This window comes from Streptococcus oralis, assembly GCF_003943415.1.
In the GTDB taxonomy this organism is placed as follows: Bacteria; Bacillota; Bacilli; order Lactobacillales; family Streptococcaceae; genus Streptococcus; species Streptococcus oralis_BJ.
Genome location: NZ_RJPK01000005.1, coordinates 150337 through 168044, shown reverse-complemented (window position 1 = coordinate 168044; position 17708 = coordinate 150337). Strand labels below are relative to the sequence as shown.

Sequence of the window (17708 nt, the reverse complement as noted above, 5' to 3'; positions counted from 1 at the left end):
TGGAAAGATGAATTAGCAGAAAAAATTCGGGAAGATTTAGGCATTAACTATGAACTACAGGCATGGCAATTTGAAAAAGAAATGTCACGATTTATAACGACTGATTTAGACAAGTTATTCGCAAAACGTACTAGATTGGAAAGGGATGCTTATTTTGCGGATAGTACGACGTCTATCAGAAAAGAAATTGATCGTTTAGATGCACAAATACTGGAGTACATAGAAAAAGCCCCTGAACAAAGTCAGGAGCGCTTGATTGATAGGACCAGTGGTGGCACGGGGTCTTTACAGCTCGAAGCTGAAGGCAGTCCCACACCTGTACTTGAAACAAGCACCTTTGAGCAAACTGTTACCAGTCACCCGACATCATCCTATCCGTACCTTCATTTTAGCACAAATTATGATAAAGTGCAACGGCGAGTGGGGAATTATCACCCAATTACACCTGCCGATTTAAGACGTTTGAACCAATATGCGCCCTCCATTCAAAGTACAGCGTCCTGGTATTTAAGTGAAATGGCTGACAGTAAGATCAGCTTTGTTTATGCGGATCATGGAGAGGAGAATGTGCTTCAGGTGACTTTTCAAAAGGATAACTTTATCCATCTTTCAGGGATTAGACCTTTTGAAGAGGGAAAGGGAGCAGCAAATTTCCTAGATGATATTGCAAATGGTCAGGGGCATTATGACGGTATGTTGATTAGTAATGCAATTAAGGATAAATTACAGGTTCTTCCTATGTTGCGTGATATTTTAGATCCACATTCTTTTGTTTTAGATGATTTGAGCAGTGTTGAAAAGCTTCACAATCTCAATATGAGTGAAGCTATTAAAGCAAAAGATGAAGATTTCTTACTACTGTTTAAAGATATCGGAGATGAAAAAATTCCAGCCTCTCTTATGAAACTCAAGGGAGAGCTTGCAACTAGTGTTAAATTGTTGGATGAAAAGATCATTCTCGGTGTTTATAGAGAAAGAGATGGTCACATCGAGCAACTGTCAATTAATGAGGAATATGTTAAAGACAATGGTGCAGAAATGCTATCAGTTTTGAAAAATAAGCAGTTTGAAGAAGTTTCTAAAGAAATTGAACAAACAATGCTAGAGAACACACTGAATAGCCCCCTACTTGATTCGGCTACGTTTACTCAAGTCTTAGATACTGTCTATAATTTAGGTGTGCCAGGTGACATCTCAAAAACTCCAGAAGAATTTCATCAAGCCTGGAATCAGTATCTTGACTATGCGAAACAGCACAATGATAAATTTGATCAGATTGTTGCTGCAGCTGGAGAAGATAATCTTCTGGATAAAAATTCCGACTTTTATAGAGACTGGCATCAAGATCATATTTATAAAGATGACTATCATATTCGTCTTCAATGGTCCGAGGATCGCCCAGATGGCCCGAAATTGCCGTTTAAAGAGACAGAGCTTATATCTTATCAAGACTTTGCTAAAGAGCTATACAAGGCCAATCAGGACTTTTATCCAATTCATCAAGAAGGAATGAAACAAGTAACAGCAGGCAATACTGAAGGTTACATCCCTCCTACCAAAATTAAGTTTGATGTTTATGCTCCAGGGGGTAAAATGATCAAAGAGGGAATTCGATATGATATTGGAGATGAGACTACACCAATTTCACAAATGCTAGGATTAGGATATCGTCGACTCAATGGTCAATCTGAACTAGCATCGATGGATGAAGAAATTCTTTCTCAGCTGGAAAATAGAGTGGTGAATAAGGAAATTTCCCAGGAAGCAAATGAATCGTCTCGATTGATAGAAGAAGGAGAAGGTCAAACTCCTGACACTAGAAAAAAGGTAGCTTTTCAATCTTCTAAGCAAGAAACTAAAACTAATTTGCTTCAGCGTGTAGAGGAGATCCTGAATGAGGAACCTATCTCGGATTTGGAGATCCCTGAAGTAAACTCAAGTAGTATTGATTATGCTAGTTTAACACCTCATGAATTGAGTGAGGTTGCTTTTCAAAAAGTGAGAGAGTACACAGAAACACCAGAACGGTTAGAAGAGTATCTGAATTTTATGAGTAAGTTTCCAGAGCTGTCACCTAGAAATGTAGCGTTGATTCAGGAACAGTGGCCAGGAGCGAATGCAGTCGCAACCTATAATCAATGGCAATCGATGGGGGAAGTTCTTGGGATTACTTCAGATCAGGTATTTGAAACTAGAAATACCTATACCAATAAAAAAACAGGTCGAACAAGAGAAGTTGTTCATAACAATCTTTCGGTTAAGACAGGAGAAAAATCACATATTACCTTGTTTAGACCTATGATGGTTGAAATGATTCCTGTATTGGATGAAAATGGGAACCAGGTAAAAAATGGAAAAGGCAATCCAAAATATAAAAGACTTTCTGAAGCGACACCTGAAGAAAAGGCTCTAAAGAAAGAAGGAAAATTGAAATCTCGCTTCTTCCAAGAAAGAGATTCAAACACAGGCTTAGCTAAATTCGCTACGTATAAAGTATTTGAGTTGTCCCAAACAACCTTGAAGCCTGAATTTTATCCAAAAGCGATGCCGAATCGTCACTATAACTTTAATATGGATCATATTCGTACAAAAGAGGTGCTTGAAGGACTTTCAGACTATGCTAAGAATATTGGAGTAACAATCTATCAAGATGATGCAAAAGAGTTGAGAAGTGCGAAAGGATCTTTTTATCCAGATGAACAAAAGATACTTTTGAATCCAGATAATACTCCTGGAGAAGTCATTGCAACCACAATTCATGAGTTGGCGCATGCTAGTCTACATAACCCTAAATTTGCTAACTCTTATAAAGAAGATGTCTCAAAAGATCGTAGAGAACTTGAAGCTGAGATGACAAGTTATCTCGTTTCTAATCATTTTGGGTTAGATACCTCTGAAAAAGCTATTCGCTATATGGCAATTTGGACTGATAATTTGACCTCTCTTGATGATCAACAACTAGCGCAATCTATGAAACGTATTCATGGAACAGTATCTAAGATTGTAAAAAGTGTTGAACAACATACAAAGCCTTACCAGTTAAACAGACAGGTGGTACAAAACCAAAATTTTATCCAAAGCCCAAAGAAGGGGCTTAAAGTCTAGAAAGAGCGCTCTTTAAGAGCCTCTTTTTTGTGCATAAAGTTATATAACTTTATGGGCTGTTTTTTGATACCAACTCACTCTATTCTTTGTTGATGTCCCTTTACAAAAGATTTTTTAATTATAGCTTACAATGACAGAAAATGAAGTAGAAGGAGAATGATATGGTTATAGTTATTCTGGCTGAAAAAGAGAAACAGGCAGAAGCTTACGCTACAGCTTTGGGACAATTTAGTAAAAAGAAAGGTGTCTATGTCATTAGGCATTCACCCTATTTTCCAGCTGAAGTACATGTGGTGGCTGCTGAAGGGCACCTATTTGAATATAGTGAACCAGACAATTGGTCGCTTGATAAATTACCTCTTACAAATGTTTCATTTAAGCAACATCTGAAAGAGGACAAGGATTCGAGAGAAAAATTTAAGAGAATCTATGATGAAGTGGTAGCAGCGGATCAAGTGATTATTGGGACGGATGCTGATAGAGAAGGGGAGCGGATTGCGTACTCTATTTTATCGCACATACCAGGAGGCAAGGATAAAATTTGGAAACGGCTTTGGGCAAGCTCCATGACAAAGAAAGCTCTTCAAAAAGCTTTTCAGGAATTGAAGGAACCTTCAGAAACCTATAATTACTATTTGGAAGCTGAAGCACGTGCACAAAGTGATTGGTTGGTAGGTATGAACTTATCACCTCTTGCTACGATTGATCTTCAAGCAAGAGGACAACTCCCTCGAACAAAAGGTAGCCATCTATCGGTTGGCCGAGTTCAAACACCAGCGGTCAGACTAGTTTGTGAGAATGATTTAGAGATCCGCAACTTTACTCCAGAAAAATATTGGAAGCTTCAGCTGGAGGATAAGAAAAATGGGGTGTTCTTTACGACCAAAGATAAAACTAAAGATAGCGAGGCTATTTTAGCCTCTTCAAGGGGATTATCAACCACCTCTGTTATTTCTTCAGTTGAGGTAGAAAATCATCAGAAATCAGCTCCACAATTATTTACCTTGTCTGCATTACAAAGTTTTGCAGCAAGCGCCTGGAAATTTGACTCAAGTAAAACAGAGAGCATTGTTGAGGGACTGTATTTGAAAGGTTTTCTCTCCTATCCACGACCAGACTCAGAATACATCAGTCGTTTTGAATTTGATGATTTAAAAGAAAATCTATCTGCCTATCAAAGGGCTATTAATTGTCATTTTCAGCCAGCGTTTTTGGAGCCTAGAGAAAATTATGTTAATGATGAAAAAGTTTCTGGCACGAGCCACTCAGCCTTGATTCCGACTGAAAGAATTCCAAACCTTTCAAATTTAAAAACTGACCAACGACTAATTTATGAAGCAGTTGTGAAGCAGGCAATATTAATGTTTGCGGATGATTGTTATTATTCAACCAAAACAATTGAAGTAGAAAATAATGGTTTTGTTTTTAAAACAAAGGGTAGAACGCTTCATAAGTTGGGATGGGCTGAATGGAGTTCACGAAAGGTACGAGGTCCTGTTGAAGTTCCTGATTATCAAGTGGGAGATAAAATTGATACGCAGGTTCATATTTTAGGGGGTGAAACAAAACCACCTAAAAGACTAACTGAAAGCCAATTGATTGGCCAAATATTTCCTAAATATGGCTTGGGAACACAAGCCACTAGAGGAGAAATCATTAAAAAAATTCAAAGTAAGGGTTATGTTGTTAAAGATAAAAAAACAGGTCAACTAACGCCTACCAACAAAGCCTATCTACTGATCAATTATCTCTATGACAATGAGTTTTCTGATCCAGAGACAACAGGAGGCTGGGAAATGTTTCTATCTCAGATAGGAGAAGGGACAATTAATCCACGAGAATTTGTGGATGCGATAAAAGATAAGCTCACTCTTCAAATCAAAGAAGTAAAAGAAAGAGGTGATTAAGTGTGACTACTGAAGAAAAGAAAAAAACACCCTATTTAGATCGTTATACAGATAACTTGACAGAAAAAGTTTCAAAAAAAGCAGAAGATTATCAGGTGTACGGCCGTGATAAAGAAGTAGAAGCTGTTCAGACCACTCTTCTCAGGCGAACTAAGAATAATCCTATTTTGGTGGGAGAAGCTGGAGTTGGAAAAACAGCCATTGTTGAAGGATTTGCTTTGGCCATTTTAAGAAACCAGGTGTCTCCAAAATTAAAAAACTTGACCGTGCGCTCTCTAGAACTATCTAGTTTAATGTCAGATGAGGATGGAGGATTTATTGTTAAGTTTAAAAAAATTATTGAGGAGATGGTAAAAACCAAAGGAGAAAATCTTCTCTTTATTGATGAAATTCATACGATTGTTGGTGCTGGTGGTTCAGATAAGGGCGCTTTGGATGCTGGAAATATTATTAAACCAGTTTTGTCACGTGGTGAGATACAATTGATTGGCGCAACTACTTTAGATGAATTTCATGAATATGTAGAAACGGATCGAGCGCTAGAGCGAAGAATGCAACCGATTATGGTTGATGAACCAACAACTATTCAAGCGATTGAAATTCTTGAACAAGCAAAAACCATTTATGAAAACTTTCACCGGGTATCTATTAGTTCTGATGCTGTAAAACAAGCTGTACTTCTATCCGTCCGCTACATACCTGATCAATTTTTACCTGATAAAGCCTTTGACTTAATAGATGAAGCAGCGACAATTTGTTCTACAAATGGATTAGCCCATGTCGGGAAACAAGAAATTGCAGAGGTGCTGAAAAATAAAACAGGTATTCCTGTCACGACGATTTTGAAAGGTGATAAGGAAAGGCTAGATGGTTTAAAAGAAAAGCTATCACGACGTGTTAAAGGCCAAGATGAGGCTGTAGAGGCTGTTGTGAACGCTATAACTGTTGCACAAGCTGGTTTACAGGATCAAAGAAAGCCCCTATCTTCCTTCATGTTTCTAGGCACTTCAGGAGTTGGGAAAACAGAGCTTGCCCTGGCATTGGCAGAGGGGATGTTTGATGATGAGGAGGCAATCATTCGTTTTGATATGTCTGAGTATAAGCAAAAAGGAGATATTACAAAGCTGATTGGCGATCGACAAACTAGAACGAAAGGTCAATTGACTGAGAAGGTTAAACAAAAACCTTATAGCGTTATTCTGATCGACGAGGTGGAGAAAGCACACTCAGAAGTTGTAGATTTATTTTTGCAGGTGCTTGATGCAGGGCGCTTGACTGATTCAACTGGAAGGCAAGTGAGTTTTAAGAATACAATCGTTATTATTACTACGAATATTGGTTCTCAAAAAATTATTAAACAGTACGAATTGAAAGGGAATTTTAAAAAGCTAACCGACAGGGACAAAGTTCAATTTGAAAAGAGCATGACGTTGGAGTTAGAAACTAGGTTCAGACCAGAATTTCTCAATCGAATTGAATATAAATTGATTTTCAACATGTTAGACGAGGAAGTGAATAAGGAAATTATTGTCAAACATCTATCAGAAATCGAAGAAAGAATGAAGAATCAAAGGTTGACTCTTTCTTATGAAGAAAGTTTGGTTACTTATTTATTGGATGTAGGAACAAATATAAAAGATGGTGCACGGCCACTTGAAAGAGTGATTAAGCATAAAGTACTTCCTTTAATTTCTAAAGAGTTTCTGAACTTATCTGATTCCAACCAAGAGTATCATTTTCATCTTTGGGTAGAAGGTGATGCACCAGATGAGTATCACCGTGAAGACAAAAGAAAAATATTATTCGATGTCGAAGCTGAAAAAACGTCATTTGGTGAAGCTTTATTTTCTTAAAACTCACCTTAAAAAAATGATTGTCCCTTTAAAAAATTTTTTTCAATTATCTATTATACTAACGTTGTCAAAAAAACAAAGGAGGATTTCTATGAAAAATTATTTGACAAGACAACTTCAGCAAATAAAAACAAAATCACAGATGTTTTTATTGAGCCTTTCCCTATTCCTAACAGGATCTACAGTCTATGCGGACGATCCATTTGCTAAGTCGGATAACTTGGCAAGACAAGGAATTACAAAAGTTCAGCTAGTCAGTGTTGCGCTATTTGGTCTAGCTGCCGTTGTCACTTCGCTCATTTATGCGTTTGGTGGACGGGAGTTAAAAGCCTCAATGAAAAAAAATTGGGTGTCTATTGCAATTGCAATTATTGGTGTTTCAGCGGGACCAAGTATTATTGAATGGATTTTTGATTTCGTGAAAAGTTAAGGGGTGGTGATTTATGGCTTTTTCACTCTTTAATAAAGGTTGCTGTACGATTACAGATGATCTATTTTTAGAAATCTCCTGGGAAGATGGAAGAGGTCCAGAAGATGATAGTGAATTACTTGATATCATTGAGGGATTGGATCATCTTTCTGATTTTTCTCAGCCGATTTCAAAAAGTTTACCCTACCTAACATTTCAACAGGCCGAGTTGTTATTTAGAGAGTTGAAACAGATGTATGGTCAGTTTCAGCTGAAAAAAGTGGCAATCGCCCATCTGGAAGGGAAAAGCGTGGTGACAGAAGGGGAGGTTTATGCTAGTCCATTTCTGATTACTGAAGACTATGAAAATCTCCTGCTTCCCCTCATTCAAGCGATACTTACTCGCTCTGAATTTGCAAATTACAGCTATCAAGAAAAAAGGGAGTATTTTGAGAACCAGATTTATCCTGTATATAAACAAAGTATGGGGTTGTCTGATTCTTCTCTTCCTCTTTTCCCAGCTGAAGGTGAGACGGCGGTTCTTTCACAACCAAATCGTCCATCACATGATCTAAAAGCAGGAGGTCAAATAACTGTTGCCCCTCCTATTGCTCAAAAGCAGTCAGTTTCCCTGAAGAAAATTTATCTATTTTTAGGTGGTTTGGGAGTGTTGTCAGTAATAAATATCATTTGCGTATTTTTTGCTTTCGCTCAACTATCAAGCCAGTCCGAAAAAGTAAATTTCTTATACCAGGAACAAAAAAATACTCAACTTATCATTTCAACGAAAAATGAAGTTGATGTCTTTAGCCGTTATTTCTTACCTTCTTATTACTCGGGCAAAAAAGAAAACCTAGTAGATTTTCTTTCTGAAGGTGATGCAAAATTTACCAAACCGAAAGAAGGAATTTTACAGTCCGTTATTTTAGAGAAATTGAATTATGATTCAGAAACTCAAAGATATACGGTTTCCTATATCCTGTCTGTCAAAAGAGGGGATAAATCATCTAGCGTTAGATTAACTTTTGATGTAAAAACTTCTGATTCTTCAAAATATGGATTTGTTGTAGAAACAGAACCAAAAGAATCAAATTATCTTAAAAATTAGAAAAGGAAAAATCACAATGAACAAGAAACAAGTATTAGCTACACTCGCACTATCAACAATCGCACTAGCACAAGCTGGATTTGTATCAGCTGATGAACTTGCACCAATTGATTCTTCTGCTCCAACAACAGAAGTCGTTACGCCAACAGCACCAAGCGCTTCAACAGAAACAGAGGCTCCAGCAGTTCAGCCAACAGAGCCTTCAGTTACTCCTGTTGACCCAACAACGCCAAGTGTGCAAGGCAAGGATAACGCAGGTAGCCTTGACGGAGTGCCAGCTGATAAACCAGCACCTTCAGATAAGGCGCAAGACAAGGATAATGCAGGTAGTCTCGATGGTGTTCCAACACCATCAGATAAACCACAAGACAAAGACAACGCAGGAAGTCTTGACGGAGTGCCAGCTGATAAACCAGCGCCTTCAGATAAGGCGCAAGATAAAGATAACGCGGGTAGCTTAGATGGTGTTCCGAATGAACAGCCAAAAACTACTGATCAAGCGAATCAGCAAGGGAAATCTCAAATTGGAACAACATCTACATCAACTGGACAGGTTGTCCATGATGTGACCAAAGAGCCCGTTGAAACAAATACAGGTGCGTCTATTGTTAGCACCCAAAACGGAAATGTAGTCCTTTCAGATGGTTCTGTAGTGGCTCCAGAAGAAGTTGGTGGAACAGTTAACGAAGATAAGACTATCTCTGTTACTGATTCAGAAGGCAAACTCAAAACACTTCCAAACACTGGGACTGCAGAAAGCATTCTGGGTGCTATTGGGGCTATGTTGTTGACGGCAGTCAGCTACGTCTACAAGAAGAAAATGTTTTAAGGTGAAATGGAAAGGGAAACAATTAAATGACAGAAAAAACACAAGGACACGGATATTTCCGTAAGAAAAAATGGGCTAAAGGCTTAGTATCAGGAATTGCAGTTGCAAGTATTGTAGCCTTCTCTGCAGGTTCTGTATTGGCGGATGAAGCAGTACAGCCTGAAACTAAAAACGACAACAACGCATACGCTAAACAAGCTGGCAAAACAACAGGAAGCCAGTCTGTAGCGATTGATAATGGAGCAGTCACAAAGGCTGCTGACAATGCCAAAAAAGCTGGAGTAGTTGTATCTGAAACATCAAGTGTTGATAAGGGAACAGATACCACTGCTCCAAAACTTGAACAGTCTAAGTCTGAGATTAAACAAGATCAGGACAAGCAAGTCAAGGAACTGGAAGAAACGACTACAAAACAAGTCAAAAACAATGAAGCCTTCCAGGAAGCGCAGGAAGCTATTCACGCTAATAATCAATTTGTAGCTGATAAAAAAGCCAAACATGAAGGGGAAACGACTGTCACAGTGACGAATGACGGTTCGACTGCCACAGATGGAACTGCCGACAAAAACAAGAAAGCTACTCAAACAGCTAAACAAGTCTTGTCAGATAACCAACAAGCAGTAACAAAATACCTGGGTGAAAAAGCTAAGTATGATGCTACCGTTGAACAAGCTACTGCTCTAAACAAAGCGGTAGAAAGCGCATCTGAACAGCTGAAGAAAGAAAAGGTTGACGTTAAAGTCGTTACACGTACGGTCTCTTCAGTCGCAGAAGTAGAAGCATTGAAGAAACAAAATGATCAAGCTATTACAACTGCAAAAGGCAAAGTGGAGCTTAACAAAGCCCTGATGGCTGCCTACACAGAGAAGAAGAATGCTAGTGATCAAGTCAATCAAGATGCTGATCGTAAGTCAGCAGATTTGAAAAATTCTGGTGTACTTTTAACTTCTAAAACACAGGAAGTTTCTTCAGTAGATGAAGCCAACAAAATTGCCAAACAAAACCAAACGGCCTTTGATAAAGCTAAGCAGACCCAGGCTGAATGGCAGAAGAAATACAACGATCTTCAGTCTAAAACAAGCACTGAAGGCTACACAAAAGAAGTTGTACTACAAGCTCTAAGTCTTTCGACCGCTAATCCTGAAGCAACTGTGAAGTCTACAGCTTCAGGAGCAGAAGAACTGACTACGGATTATATCGCCTCATCAAGTGGCAGATCTGGGTACTCTCGCGTTCTAGACTCAACCAAAGTCTTGAAATACAAAGATGTGGGCAATGGTTGGACAACAGAAATTGATTATACTGGGTTAAACGGCTTAACAGTCACAACCGAGGATGGGAAACAACACAATATTTCTCGTATCCATCGAAAATTTCAAATTGTAAACCAAGGTAAAACGGGCCTAAACGATGTCTATGTCTTGAATGATCCAACAGAAGGCTTTGTAGTAGCTCGAAATGATGGAACAGGTGGAGCTGCGGACTACATGAACTTCCTGGTTACAGATACCTACTACTACAATGAGGACGGCCAAGAAGTAGCTTTCAAGGCATCTGAAAAGACACCTGCAGCCTTGACCTACTCTTCTCTAAACCACAACCCTATCGGGTGGGAAGGCGCAAAAGCCATCAATGGGACACATGTTGAAATTAATGGATCAACTGTTACTCAAAACAAGGATTATGGCTATGTTTATGCAGAAGACTATAACCGTGAGGAAGAGGTAGGTCATCTTTGGGATACTTCCTCTTCAGCATATCAGTACAAGGGTGCTGCTCTTGGAGTCTTTAAGGAAGGGACAGCCTTCACAACCGAATTTATTCAATGGGATGGACCAGAAAGTCCAAATGGCCAAACCTATTGGTTCGCTTTGAATACGAAGGTTGTAGCTCCAGTTGTTGAAGTTCCAGCTACGGCAACTATCACAAAAACAACTGTGAAGCCTGTCAAAACGGAACCTGTATCAGCTAACCTGGTCAATGCAAAGAATCCAGCAAAACCAACTTTGGCGCTTAAAACTCTCTCTGAGACGAAAAATCAGAAATTATCAGCAAGCTATCACGGCTACAAGTTGCAGTATAAGCCAGTTGTCAGAAAATCTGTAGCAGATACAGATAAGACCAACACAGATGGTAAAACGGTAGCTAAAAATGCTACTCAGCTTTATACATTGACCCATGACAATATCTATGCGAACCTGAAAAAAGGGGACAAGATTACCATCATTGATCCACTCGAAGCTGGAGCAGTTCCTGATGTAGCTGTCACAAAAGCAGCGGCAGAGAAAGCAGGATGGACTGTTTCATATAATGCAGGAAAGAACACATATACCTTTACTGCTACCTATCAAGGAAAACGCCTAGAAGCTCCAGTGATTACTTGGAAGCCAGTCTATGATAAAGGTTTCTATGATAACACCTATAAAGTGTTAGTGAATAACTACGAGGTGTACTCAAATACTGTTACCAACTACACACCGAAACCACCAAAACCAGTCAAAGCTGTTCTGGATCGTTCTGGTAAGAATATAAACGCAGCGACAACATTTGATCGCAACGTGACCTTCCGCTTGATGACAGATTACAGCCCATATACCAAAACACTTGCTTCAGCGCAAGCACTTGGTAAGAAGTTTGGAATCCTGGATGATGTTCAAGACAAAGCCTTCACAGTTGACCACAGCAAGATCAAGATGACTGCTGCAGGCAAAGATGTAAAAGACTTGTTTGACATGTATCACGTCCTTTCAGACAAAGGGCGTACAGATGCAATCAATAAGATTCTGAAAGAATTGAACTTGAATCCCAAAGGTGAGTTTTACCTTTGGGTAGCGAAGGATTCTAAGAGTTTTTATCACAATTACGTGAAGCAAAATAAAAACGTGACGATTGATCTTCCAGCTAAGCTCCTGGTTAAAGCAGGGGAGAAAGTCGAAAACGATCTTAAACAAATCGACTTTGGCAATGGCTATCAATCAAACCTTGTCACTATCTCGGTTCCTGATGTGAATCCAGAGAAACACGCCTTGGATCAAAAGGATAATAAAAAAGTCTTGGACGGCCAAGAAGTACAGATTGGCCAATACATTCGTTATCTACTAGATGGCGTAACCGTGCCTATTAAACACGATAGCCTCTTCCAATATGACGGCAGTGACCAGTTGGATGTGGTTCATGATCGATTCACAGGTAAGTGGTCAGGGATTTTCAAGGGAACGGAATACACAGCTGAGAAAGACTTGGTTCTTCCTTATGACGTCATCCTGAAGGATGGAAAAGTAGTCAAAGCTGGTGAGAAGGTCGTCAAAGGTACACCTTATGCCTTCTTGTTTGAAGTGAACCAAGATACGGATCCTAACTTCCTCAAGAAAATTGTGACCGTTAAATGGAACGAAAAGGAAGGCAAATGGTCGTATGTTATTAACCAGGATTTCCTAAATTCTTTAGGTGTAAAAGGCACGTTCGATGCAGACTTCTATCTAGAAGTCGAACGCATCAAGGCTGGTAAGGTTGAAAATACCTTTATCAATACAGTCAATTTACAAGAGATGACGGCTAAAGTTACAACAACAACGCCGGAACCTCCAAAACCAGAGCCTAAAGAACCAGGCAAGCCACAACCTCAGCCGTCACTACCAAACACAGGAACAGCAGCAAGCATGCTTCCAACTTGGGGAATGATTTTGGGATTGTTGAGTCTTGCAGGAGCTGGGCTTCGTAAGTCGAAAGAAAACTAATTCGACGAACTAAAATGAAATGATGACCACAAGTTGAATAAAGAATCTCTTGTGGTCTTTATTGAAAGGAGAAAAAATGCAAGTATTTATCGCTTCTGGACGTGTTGCATTCATTCCAAATGATGCAGTAGGTCAAACTCAAAATGGTCATGCTAGTTTCAAATTTGAGTTTGTTTGTGATTCGAGTATGAATGATGATACAAATAAACCAATTTCTAGTTTCTTCCATGTGCAAGTATATGGAAAACAAGCAGAATTGATGGCTCAGAGTCTATCAAAAGGCTCTCCAATTCTCTTAAAAGGAGAAATTATCCAACGACCATATAACGATGAACAGGGTCAACGTCGGACGTATCAGTTTATTTCCCCAAACCAGCAAGGAGGAATCACTTTCCTTGAAAATAGGGAGGCATCTAATCGACGTAAGCAGGAACAACAGGGATTTTCTCAGCCGATACCAAGTTCTATTCCTACACCCTATCCTGAACCAATGGATGCGGATTCCCCATTCTAAAGGGATTGAAAGCATACAAGAACACTTGTGTGCTTTTTTTGTCGCTCATTTGTTACACAAAAAGTTATATAACTTTTTGTGTAACAATATCTTTTATCCCTTTAACAAAGAATTTGATATTATCCCTTAGAATAGAGGGGAATTAAGAAATAGTAAGAAAGGAGTGCAACAATGGCAAGACAAAAATACAATTATCTGTCTGATGAATTGATTGCAGAATCTCTTCAGGTGACCAATTACTTAGAACAAAGTCGATCTAGTCGATTGAATGTTCTTCAGTTGGATGGGGAGAAATGGTTAGAAAATTACTTTAACCGTTATGAGAAAGCCTCTCCAAGGCTACAGTTTCACATATTTCTCTTTTCGAGCTTCTATACTCGAAAAATGGAATGGTTCTTGGAAGGTGTAAGGGGGTAGTCGTTTGTTTGAGTTATTTGAAGTAGTATTTTATACCCTTATCCAACTGATTCGAGCCAGTTGGCTCAATACCTTCCTTTTTCTAGGGGTAGCAGGTTATTACCTCTTCAGACTCTTTCAACCTTACTTTTTAAGGCAGTATCAGCGGTTACTAAAAAGCAAGAGTTGGTTGAAGCAGATTTTTAAAAGAGGTTGGAAAGGTCGCAAAGCGATTGATTGGGGACAGGTATGGAAGCAATCAGCCAGAGGGCTGTTCAATGGGATGAAGTCATTCATACCTAAAATATTTGCGCTTGCCTCTCTCATCCTTTGGAATGTTTTCTTCAGGATGTTCTACACCCTTCCTTTTGTTAAACGAGAACGAAAACGGTTTGATAAAGAAATGAAACCCATTCTTTATTTTAAAAGTTATCGCAGCTTCGTTTATATGGGATTAGGTTTTAGCTTGATTGCCTTTATCTTGACCAATTATCTGGTCACTGTGTTAAGAGCTACCATCCGCTTTCTCTATTTTAGTGTTTGGGCGTTTAAAGATGCCAGTAAGGCCGTAAATTTTGACTTGAATAGTCTCTTGTTTCAGAGTCTACTGAATGTAAAAGTCTTTTGGATTGCCCCAATTTTAGCTTTTCCTCTCTTTCTGATGGGTCTAGTCCTTGCCTGGAAATCTGCCTGGGTGAACTTCGAGCAGTTTCGAGACTATAACAATAATGAAGAGGGAGATGACCGATTTGTGACGATTGATGAAATTCGTCGTCAATACAAAAAGATCCCCAATAAAGATTTAACTTATCCAGGTGAAGGTGGAGCTCCTGTACTTCATGAACTGACTCATGATTTAGCAGGACAAACACTGAGAACTCAAATGTTATGGCAAAATAGAAAAATGAGCCGATACGTGACTAATGCGGAGCGGATTTTAGGCACGTTAGCTTTTCCTTCAGGTTACTACTATATTGAAGATAAGCCGACGAATCTGTTAGGAATTGGGATGACTCGTTCAGGTAAGGGTGAAGGTCATATTACTCCAGCAATTGAAATCAACAGTCGTGCGGAATTTCAGCCATCGATGGTACTAGCAGACCCGAAAGGGGAACATTATCAAGCCTCCTACAAACTCATGAGGCAACGTGACTATGATGTCAATGTTCTTTCTTTCCAAAATATGGATTGGTCTATGTCCTTCAATCCGCTAGCTCTAGCCATCGCTGCCGCAAAGAAGGGCTACTATGAGAAAACTCAAACTTATGTCAACGCAGTTGCAGAATCCATTTATCCCAAACAAAAAGGTGGAGAGAAGGGGAATGCGGAATACTTTCGTAAGTCTTCTATATCCCTATTTAATGCTCTGACAATGGCTTTGATGGATCGAGCTAATGAAACTTATCAAAATGGTGAAGACGATGCCTGGGATACCATTACGATTCCTAACGTTGCGAAATTCTTGGCGACAATGGGGTCTGAAGAAGTCTTTGTAGATGGTGCTGGTGAAATCGTTGAGAATCCAAGCAGAGAACAACAAGTATCGAAGAAGTCAAAAATCACAGTCTATTTTGATAATTTGAGACAAGTCAATCAAAAACAATTCTCGAAATTTAGACAAATGGCGGATATCGAATTTCGTGCTTCAGACTTTGGTGGTGATGAGACTAAAGGGAATGTCTACTCTAGCATGATGACAGGCATCAACCTGTTCTTGCAAGACAACGTGGCCAAACTGACTTCTAAAAACTCTATTGATTTAGAGTCTGTTGGCTTCCCACGTCGATTGTCTGTCAAGTTGAGATCAAGCACCAATAGTCAACTTAAAAATGAGTTCAAGCACAAAACTGCTAAAGTAACGATTACAGGATTGAAGAAGTGGGGTAAAGTCGAAAAGAATGTCGATTATATAAAGCAAGCGACGGCTTTAGTTGACGGGGAAGGCTATCTTACTTATGCCATTGAGCCTAAACTTCCAGATCAGTTTACGGTAACGATTGATTTCAATCATAAGAACAATGGGCATTCCCCTGTTCGAGATCAAATCTTTCAATTTTCAGCTGAAAAAGTCTATCGAAGAAACGGAGATAGTCTAGAACTAGATGAGTATAGCAAGAAGCCGATTTTAGATCATATCGATATAACCGTCCTTAAGAATAAAGAAGATACCCAAAATCTTCTTCAGGAGTCGGATATTGAACTGGTCTATTCAGATAAACCGAAAGTCATTTACCTGGTAACACCGCCAAACCGAACAGAGTATAATGGTATTGTTTCGTTATTCTTAGATCAGCTATTCAATGCTAACTATGAGCTTGCTCTCTCAAGTGGTCGTAAATGTATTAATCGGATTCTTCATATCTTAGATGAGTTTACAAATATCCCTGCGATTCCTCACATGGATACAAAAATATCTATTGGATTGGGACAAAACATTCTCTATTATCTTTGGATTCAAAATCTGGAGCAATTGGATGATAAATACGGCCAAAATGTTGCTCGAACCATTATGGACAACTGTTCATTGAAGGTTTATGTTAAAACAACATCTTCAGATACCAATAAGAAATTTAGTGCTGACCTGGGTACACGTACCATCACAAGAAGAAGGCGCTCAAGCAATATCTTGGACGAAGCTAATCCAAATGTATCTGTCGAGAATCCAAAACAAGAGTTGTTGACACCAACACAATTGGCCAAGCTCCAGGAAGGAGAAGCGGTTATCTTACGTGGAGTCAAGGGACGGGATAATGTTGGACGTAAGGTCACAACAGATCCAATCTTCGCACATGATAAGAACAGCTTCCCTTACAAATACATGTTCTTACAAGAGGAGTTTGATACATCGATGACTCTTGCGGATATTCCAGTCGAAAGTGCGCACCGTGAGCTAGAACTTCAGGAGATCGCAGTTGATGCAGGTACAGCCTTCAACAACATCATAGACTGGAGGCAACGTTTGACCATGCCACTCCTCAGCAACAATGGAGAGACTCCCAAACTATCAGGCCGTCATAGTAAAGGACAAAAGGTACAATCCCAATCATTTACTTCCACAGATGAACTATTTCAGGCAGCTGTAGCTAGTGTTATTCAAGGTGACTATGATTATTATGATGATGGAGACGACTTCTTTGCGGATGAAGTTATCTAAAAAGATGTATAATAAGTTATATAAACACTTGCAAGAAAAAATGATGTTTGTTATAATGAGGTAAATAATGATTAGGAGAAAAAATGATGAAAGCAAAGCACTTTTTAAGAATTGTTTTACTAGGATTTGCCTTGATTTTACTAGGGGCATGTGGTCAAAAATCACCTGAAAGTCTCGCTAAAAATGTGCTGAAAGATAGCTATACAGGCTTTTCAAAAGAAGATGGTTATGAGAGTCTTGATTTTAAAGGTGGAGTAGGAACTACCTTAAAATTTGACAAAGAAAAGCGAACCATTTCAAATAACGACGGTGAAAGTATTAACTACAGTGTGCTTTCAGAAGAACAAGTAAAATCAATTCCAGCCTCTTTCAGGGGAGCTATTGTTAGTTTAGAAAGTCAACTGAAAGGAGAGGACAACTTTACAATCGCTGTTGATTATAGGGATATAGGTAAGCCCGAAGAAGCAGAGGCATATTATCAAGTCGTCTTGACCGAGGGGGGTAAAAAAATCCGAATCATTGAGCTACGTCGTGGCTATAAAGAAGACAATGCTTTCTATGATTTTAATGGAACAGCAGATTAACTTACAGAAAGTCTCAATTACTTGAGGCTTTTTTTATTGTCAGAATTTCATTGTCCCTTTAAAAACGATTTTGTCATTATCGAATATGATAGGGGTATCTTAAAAAGAAAGA

General features: G+C 39.0%; 11 protein-coding genes. All 11 read left to right on the top strand.

Translation table 11 applies throughout. The features are described from left to right. The coding region (locus D8801_RS07770; RefSeq protein ID WP_260468148.1) for a PBECR4 domain-containing protein at positions 1 to 3105 on the top strand (3105 nt) is incomplete at its 5' end. 161 nt (positions 3106 to 3266) lie between these two features. Beyond that, on the top strand, positions 3267 to 5012 hold the full coding sequence (locus D8801_RS07765) for a type IA DNA topoisomerase (protein WP_125849015.1): 1746 nt from the start codon (positions 3267 to 3269) through the stop codon (positions 5010 to 5012). A 2-nt stretch (positions 5013 to 5014) separates the two neighbouring features. Beyond that, positions 5015 to 6865 carry an AAA family ATPase gene (locus D8801_RS07760; protein ID WP_125849013.1) on the top strand — a complete coding sequence of 617 codons (1851 nt, stop codon included), beginning with the start codon at positions 5015 to 5017 and terminating at the stop codon, positions 6863 to 6865. Between the two features lie 91 nt (positions 6866 to 6956). After that, the gene (locus D8801_RS07755) at positions 6957 to 7295 is read left to right on the top strand and encodes a hypothetical protein (protein WP_049510595.1); all 339 of its coding nucleotides are present in this window, start codon (positions 6957 to 6959) and stop codon (positions 7293 to 7295) included. 13 nt (positions 7296 to 7308) lie between these two features. After that, positions 7309 to 8382, top strand: coding sequence for a hypothetical protein (locus D8801_RS07750; protein WP_125849011.1), 1074 nt, complete (start codon positions 7309 to 7311; stop codon positions 8380 to 8382). Positions 8383 to 8398: 16 nt separating this feature from the next. After that, positions 8399 to 9211 (top strand): LPXTG cell wall anchor domain-containing protein, encoded by an 813-nt coding sequence (locus D8801_RS07745; RefSeq protein WP_125849009.1) that lies wholly within the window; start codon positions 8399 to 8401, stop codon positions 9209 to 9211. A gap of 26 nt (positions 9212 to 9237) precedes the next feature. Further along, the gene (locus D8801_RS07740) at positions 9238 to 12948 is read left to right on the top strand and encodes an SspB-related isopeptide-forming adhesin (RefSeq protein WP_125849007.1); all 3711 of its coding nucleotides are present in this window, start codon (positions 9238 to 9240) and stop codon (positions 12946 to 12948) included. A gap of 76 nt (positions 12949 to 13024) precedes the next feature. Then, complete coding sequence (locus D8801_RS07735; RefSeq protein WP_125849005.1) at positions 13025 to 13462, top strand: single-stranded DNA-binding protein; 438 nt, start codon at positions 13025 to 13027, stop codon at positions 13460 to 13462. Positions 13463 to 13633: 171 nt separating this feature from the next. Then, the gene (locus tag D8801_RS07730; RefSeq protein ID WP_000113750.1) at positions 13634 to 13879 is read left to right on the top strand and encodes a hypothetical protein; all 246 of its coding nucleotides are present in this window, start codon (positions 13634 to 13636) and stop codon (positions 13877 to 13879) included. A gap of 4 nt (positions 13880 to 13883) precedes the next feature. Beyond that, positions 13884 to 17012, top strand: a complete 3129-nt coding sequence (locus D8801_RS07725) for a VirD4-like conjugal transfer protein, CD1115 family (protein ID WP_125849003.1) — start codon at positions 13884 to 13886, stop codon at positions 17010 to 17012. A gap of 83 nt (positions 17013 to 17095) precedes the next feature. Next, positions 17096 to 17596, top strand: a complete 501-nt coding sequence (locus D8801_RS07720) for a lipoprotein (RefSeq protein ID WP_125849001.1) — start codon at positions 17096 to 17098, stop codon at positions 17594 to 17596. Positions 17597 to 17708 lie beyond the last annotated feature (112 nt).

Bases quoted from the DNA above. Each gene is read 5' to 3' on its own strand.
- D8801_RS07765 (WP_125849015.1), top strand. From the start codon at position 3,267: ATGGTTATAGTTATTCTGGCTGAAAAAGAGAAACAGGCAGAAGCTTAC.
- D8801_RS07755 (WP_049510595.1), top strand. From the start codon at position 6,957: ATGAAAAATTATTTGACAAGACAACTTCAGCAAATAAAAACAAAATCA.
- D8801_RS07750 (WP_125849011.1), top strand. From the start codon at position 7,309: ATGGCTTTTTCACTCTTTAATAAAGGTTGCTGTACGATTACAGATGAT.
- D8801_RS07745 (WP_125849009.1), top strand. From the start codon at position 8,399: ATGAACAAGAAACAAGTATTAGCTACACTCGCACTATCAACAATCGCA.
- D8801_RS07740 (WP_125849007.1), top strand. From the start codon at position 9,238: ATGACAGAAAAAACACAAGGACACGGATATTTCCGTAAGAAAAAATGG.
- D8801_RS07735 (WP_125849005.1), top strand. From the start codon at position 13,025: ATGCAAGTATTTATCGCTTCTGGACGTGTTGCATTCATTCCAAATGAT.
- D8801_RS07730 (WP_000113750.1), top strand. From the start codon at position 13,634: ATGGCAAGACAAAAATACAATTATCTGTCTGATGAATTGATTGCAGAA.
- D8801_RS07720 (WP_125849001.1), top strand. From the start codon at position 17,096: ATGATGAAAGCAAAGCACTTTTTAAGAATTGTTTTACTAGGATTTGCC.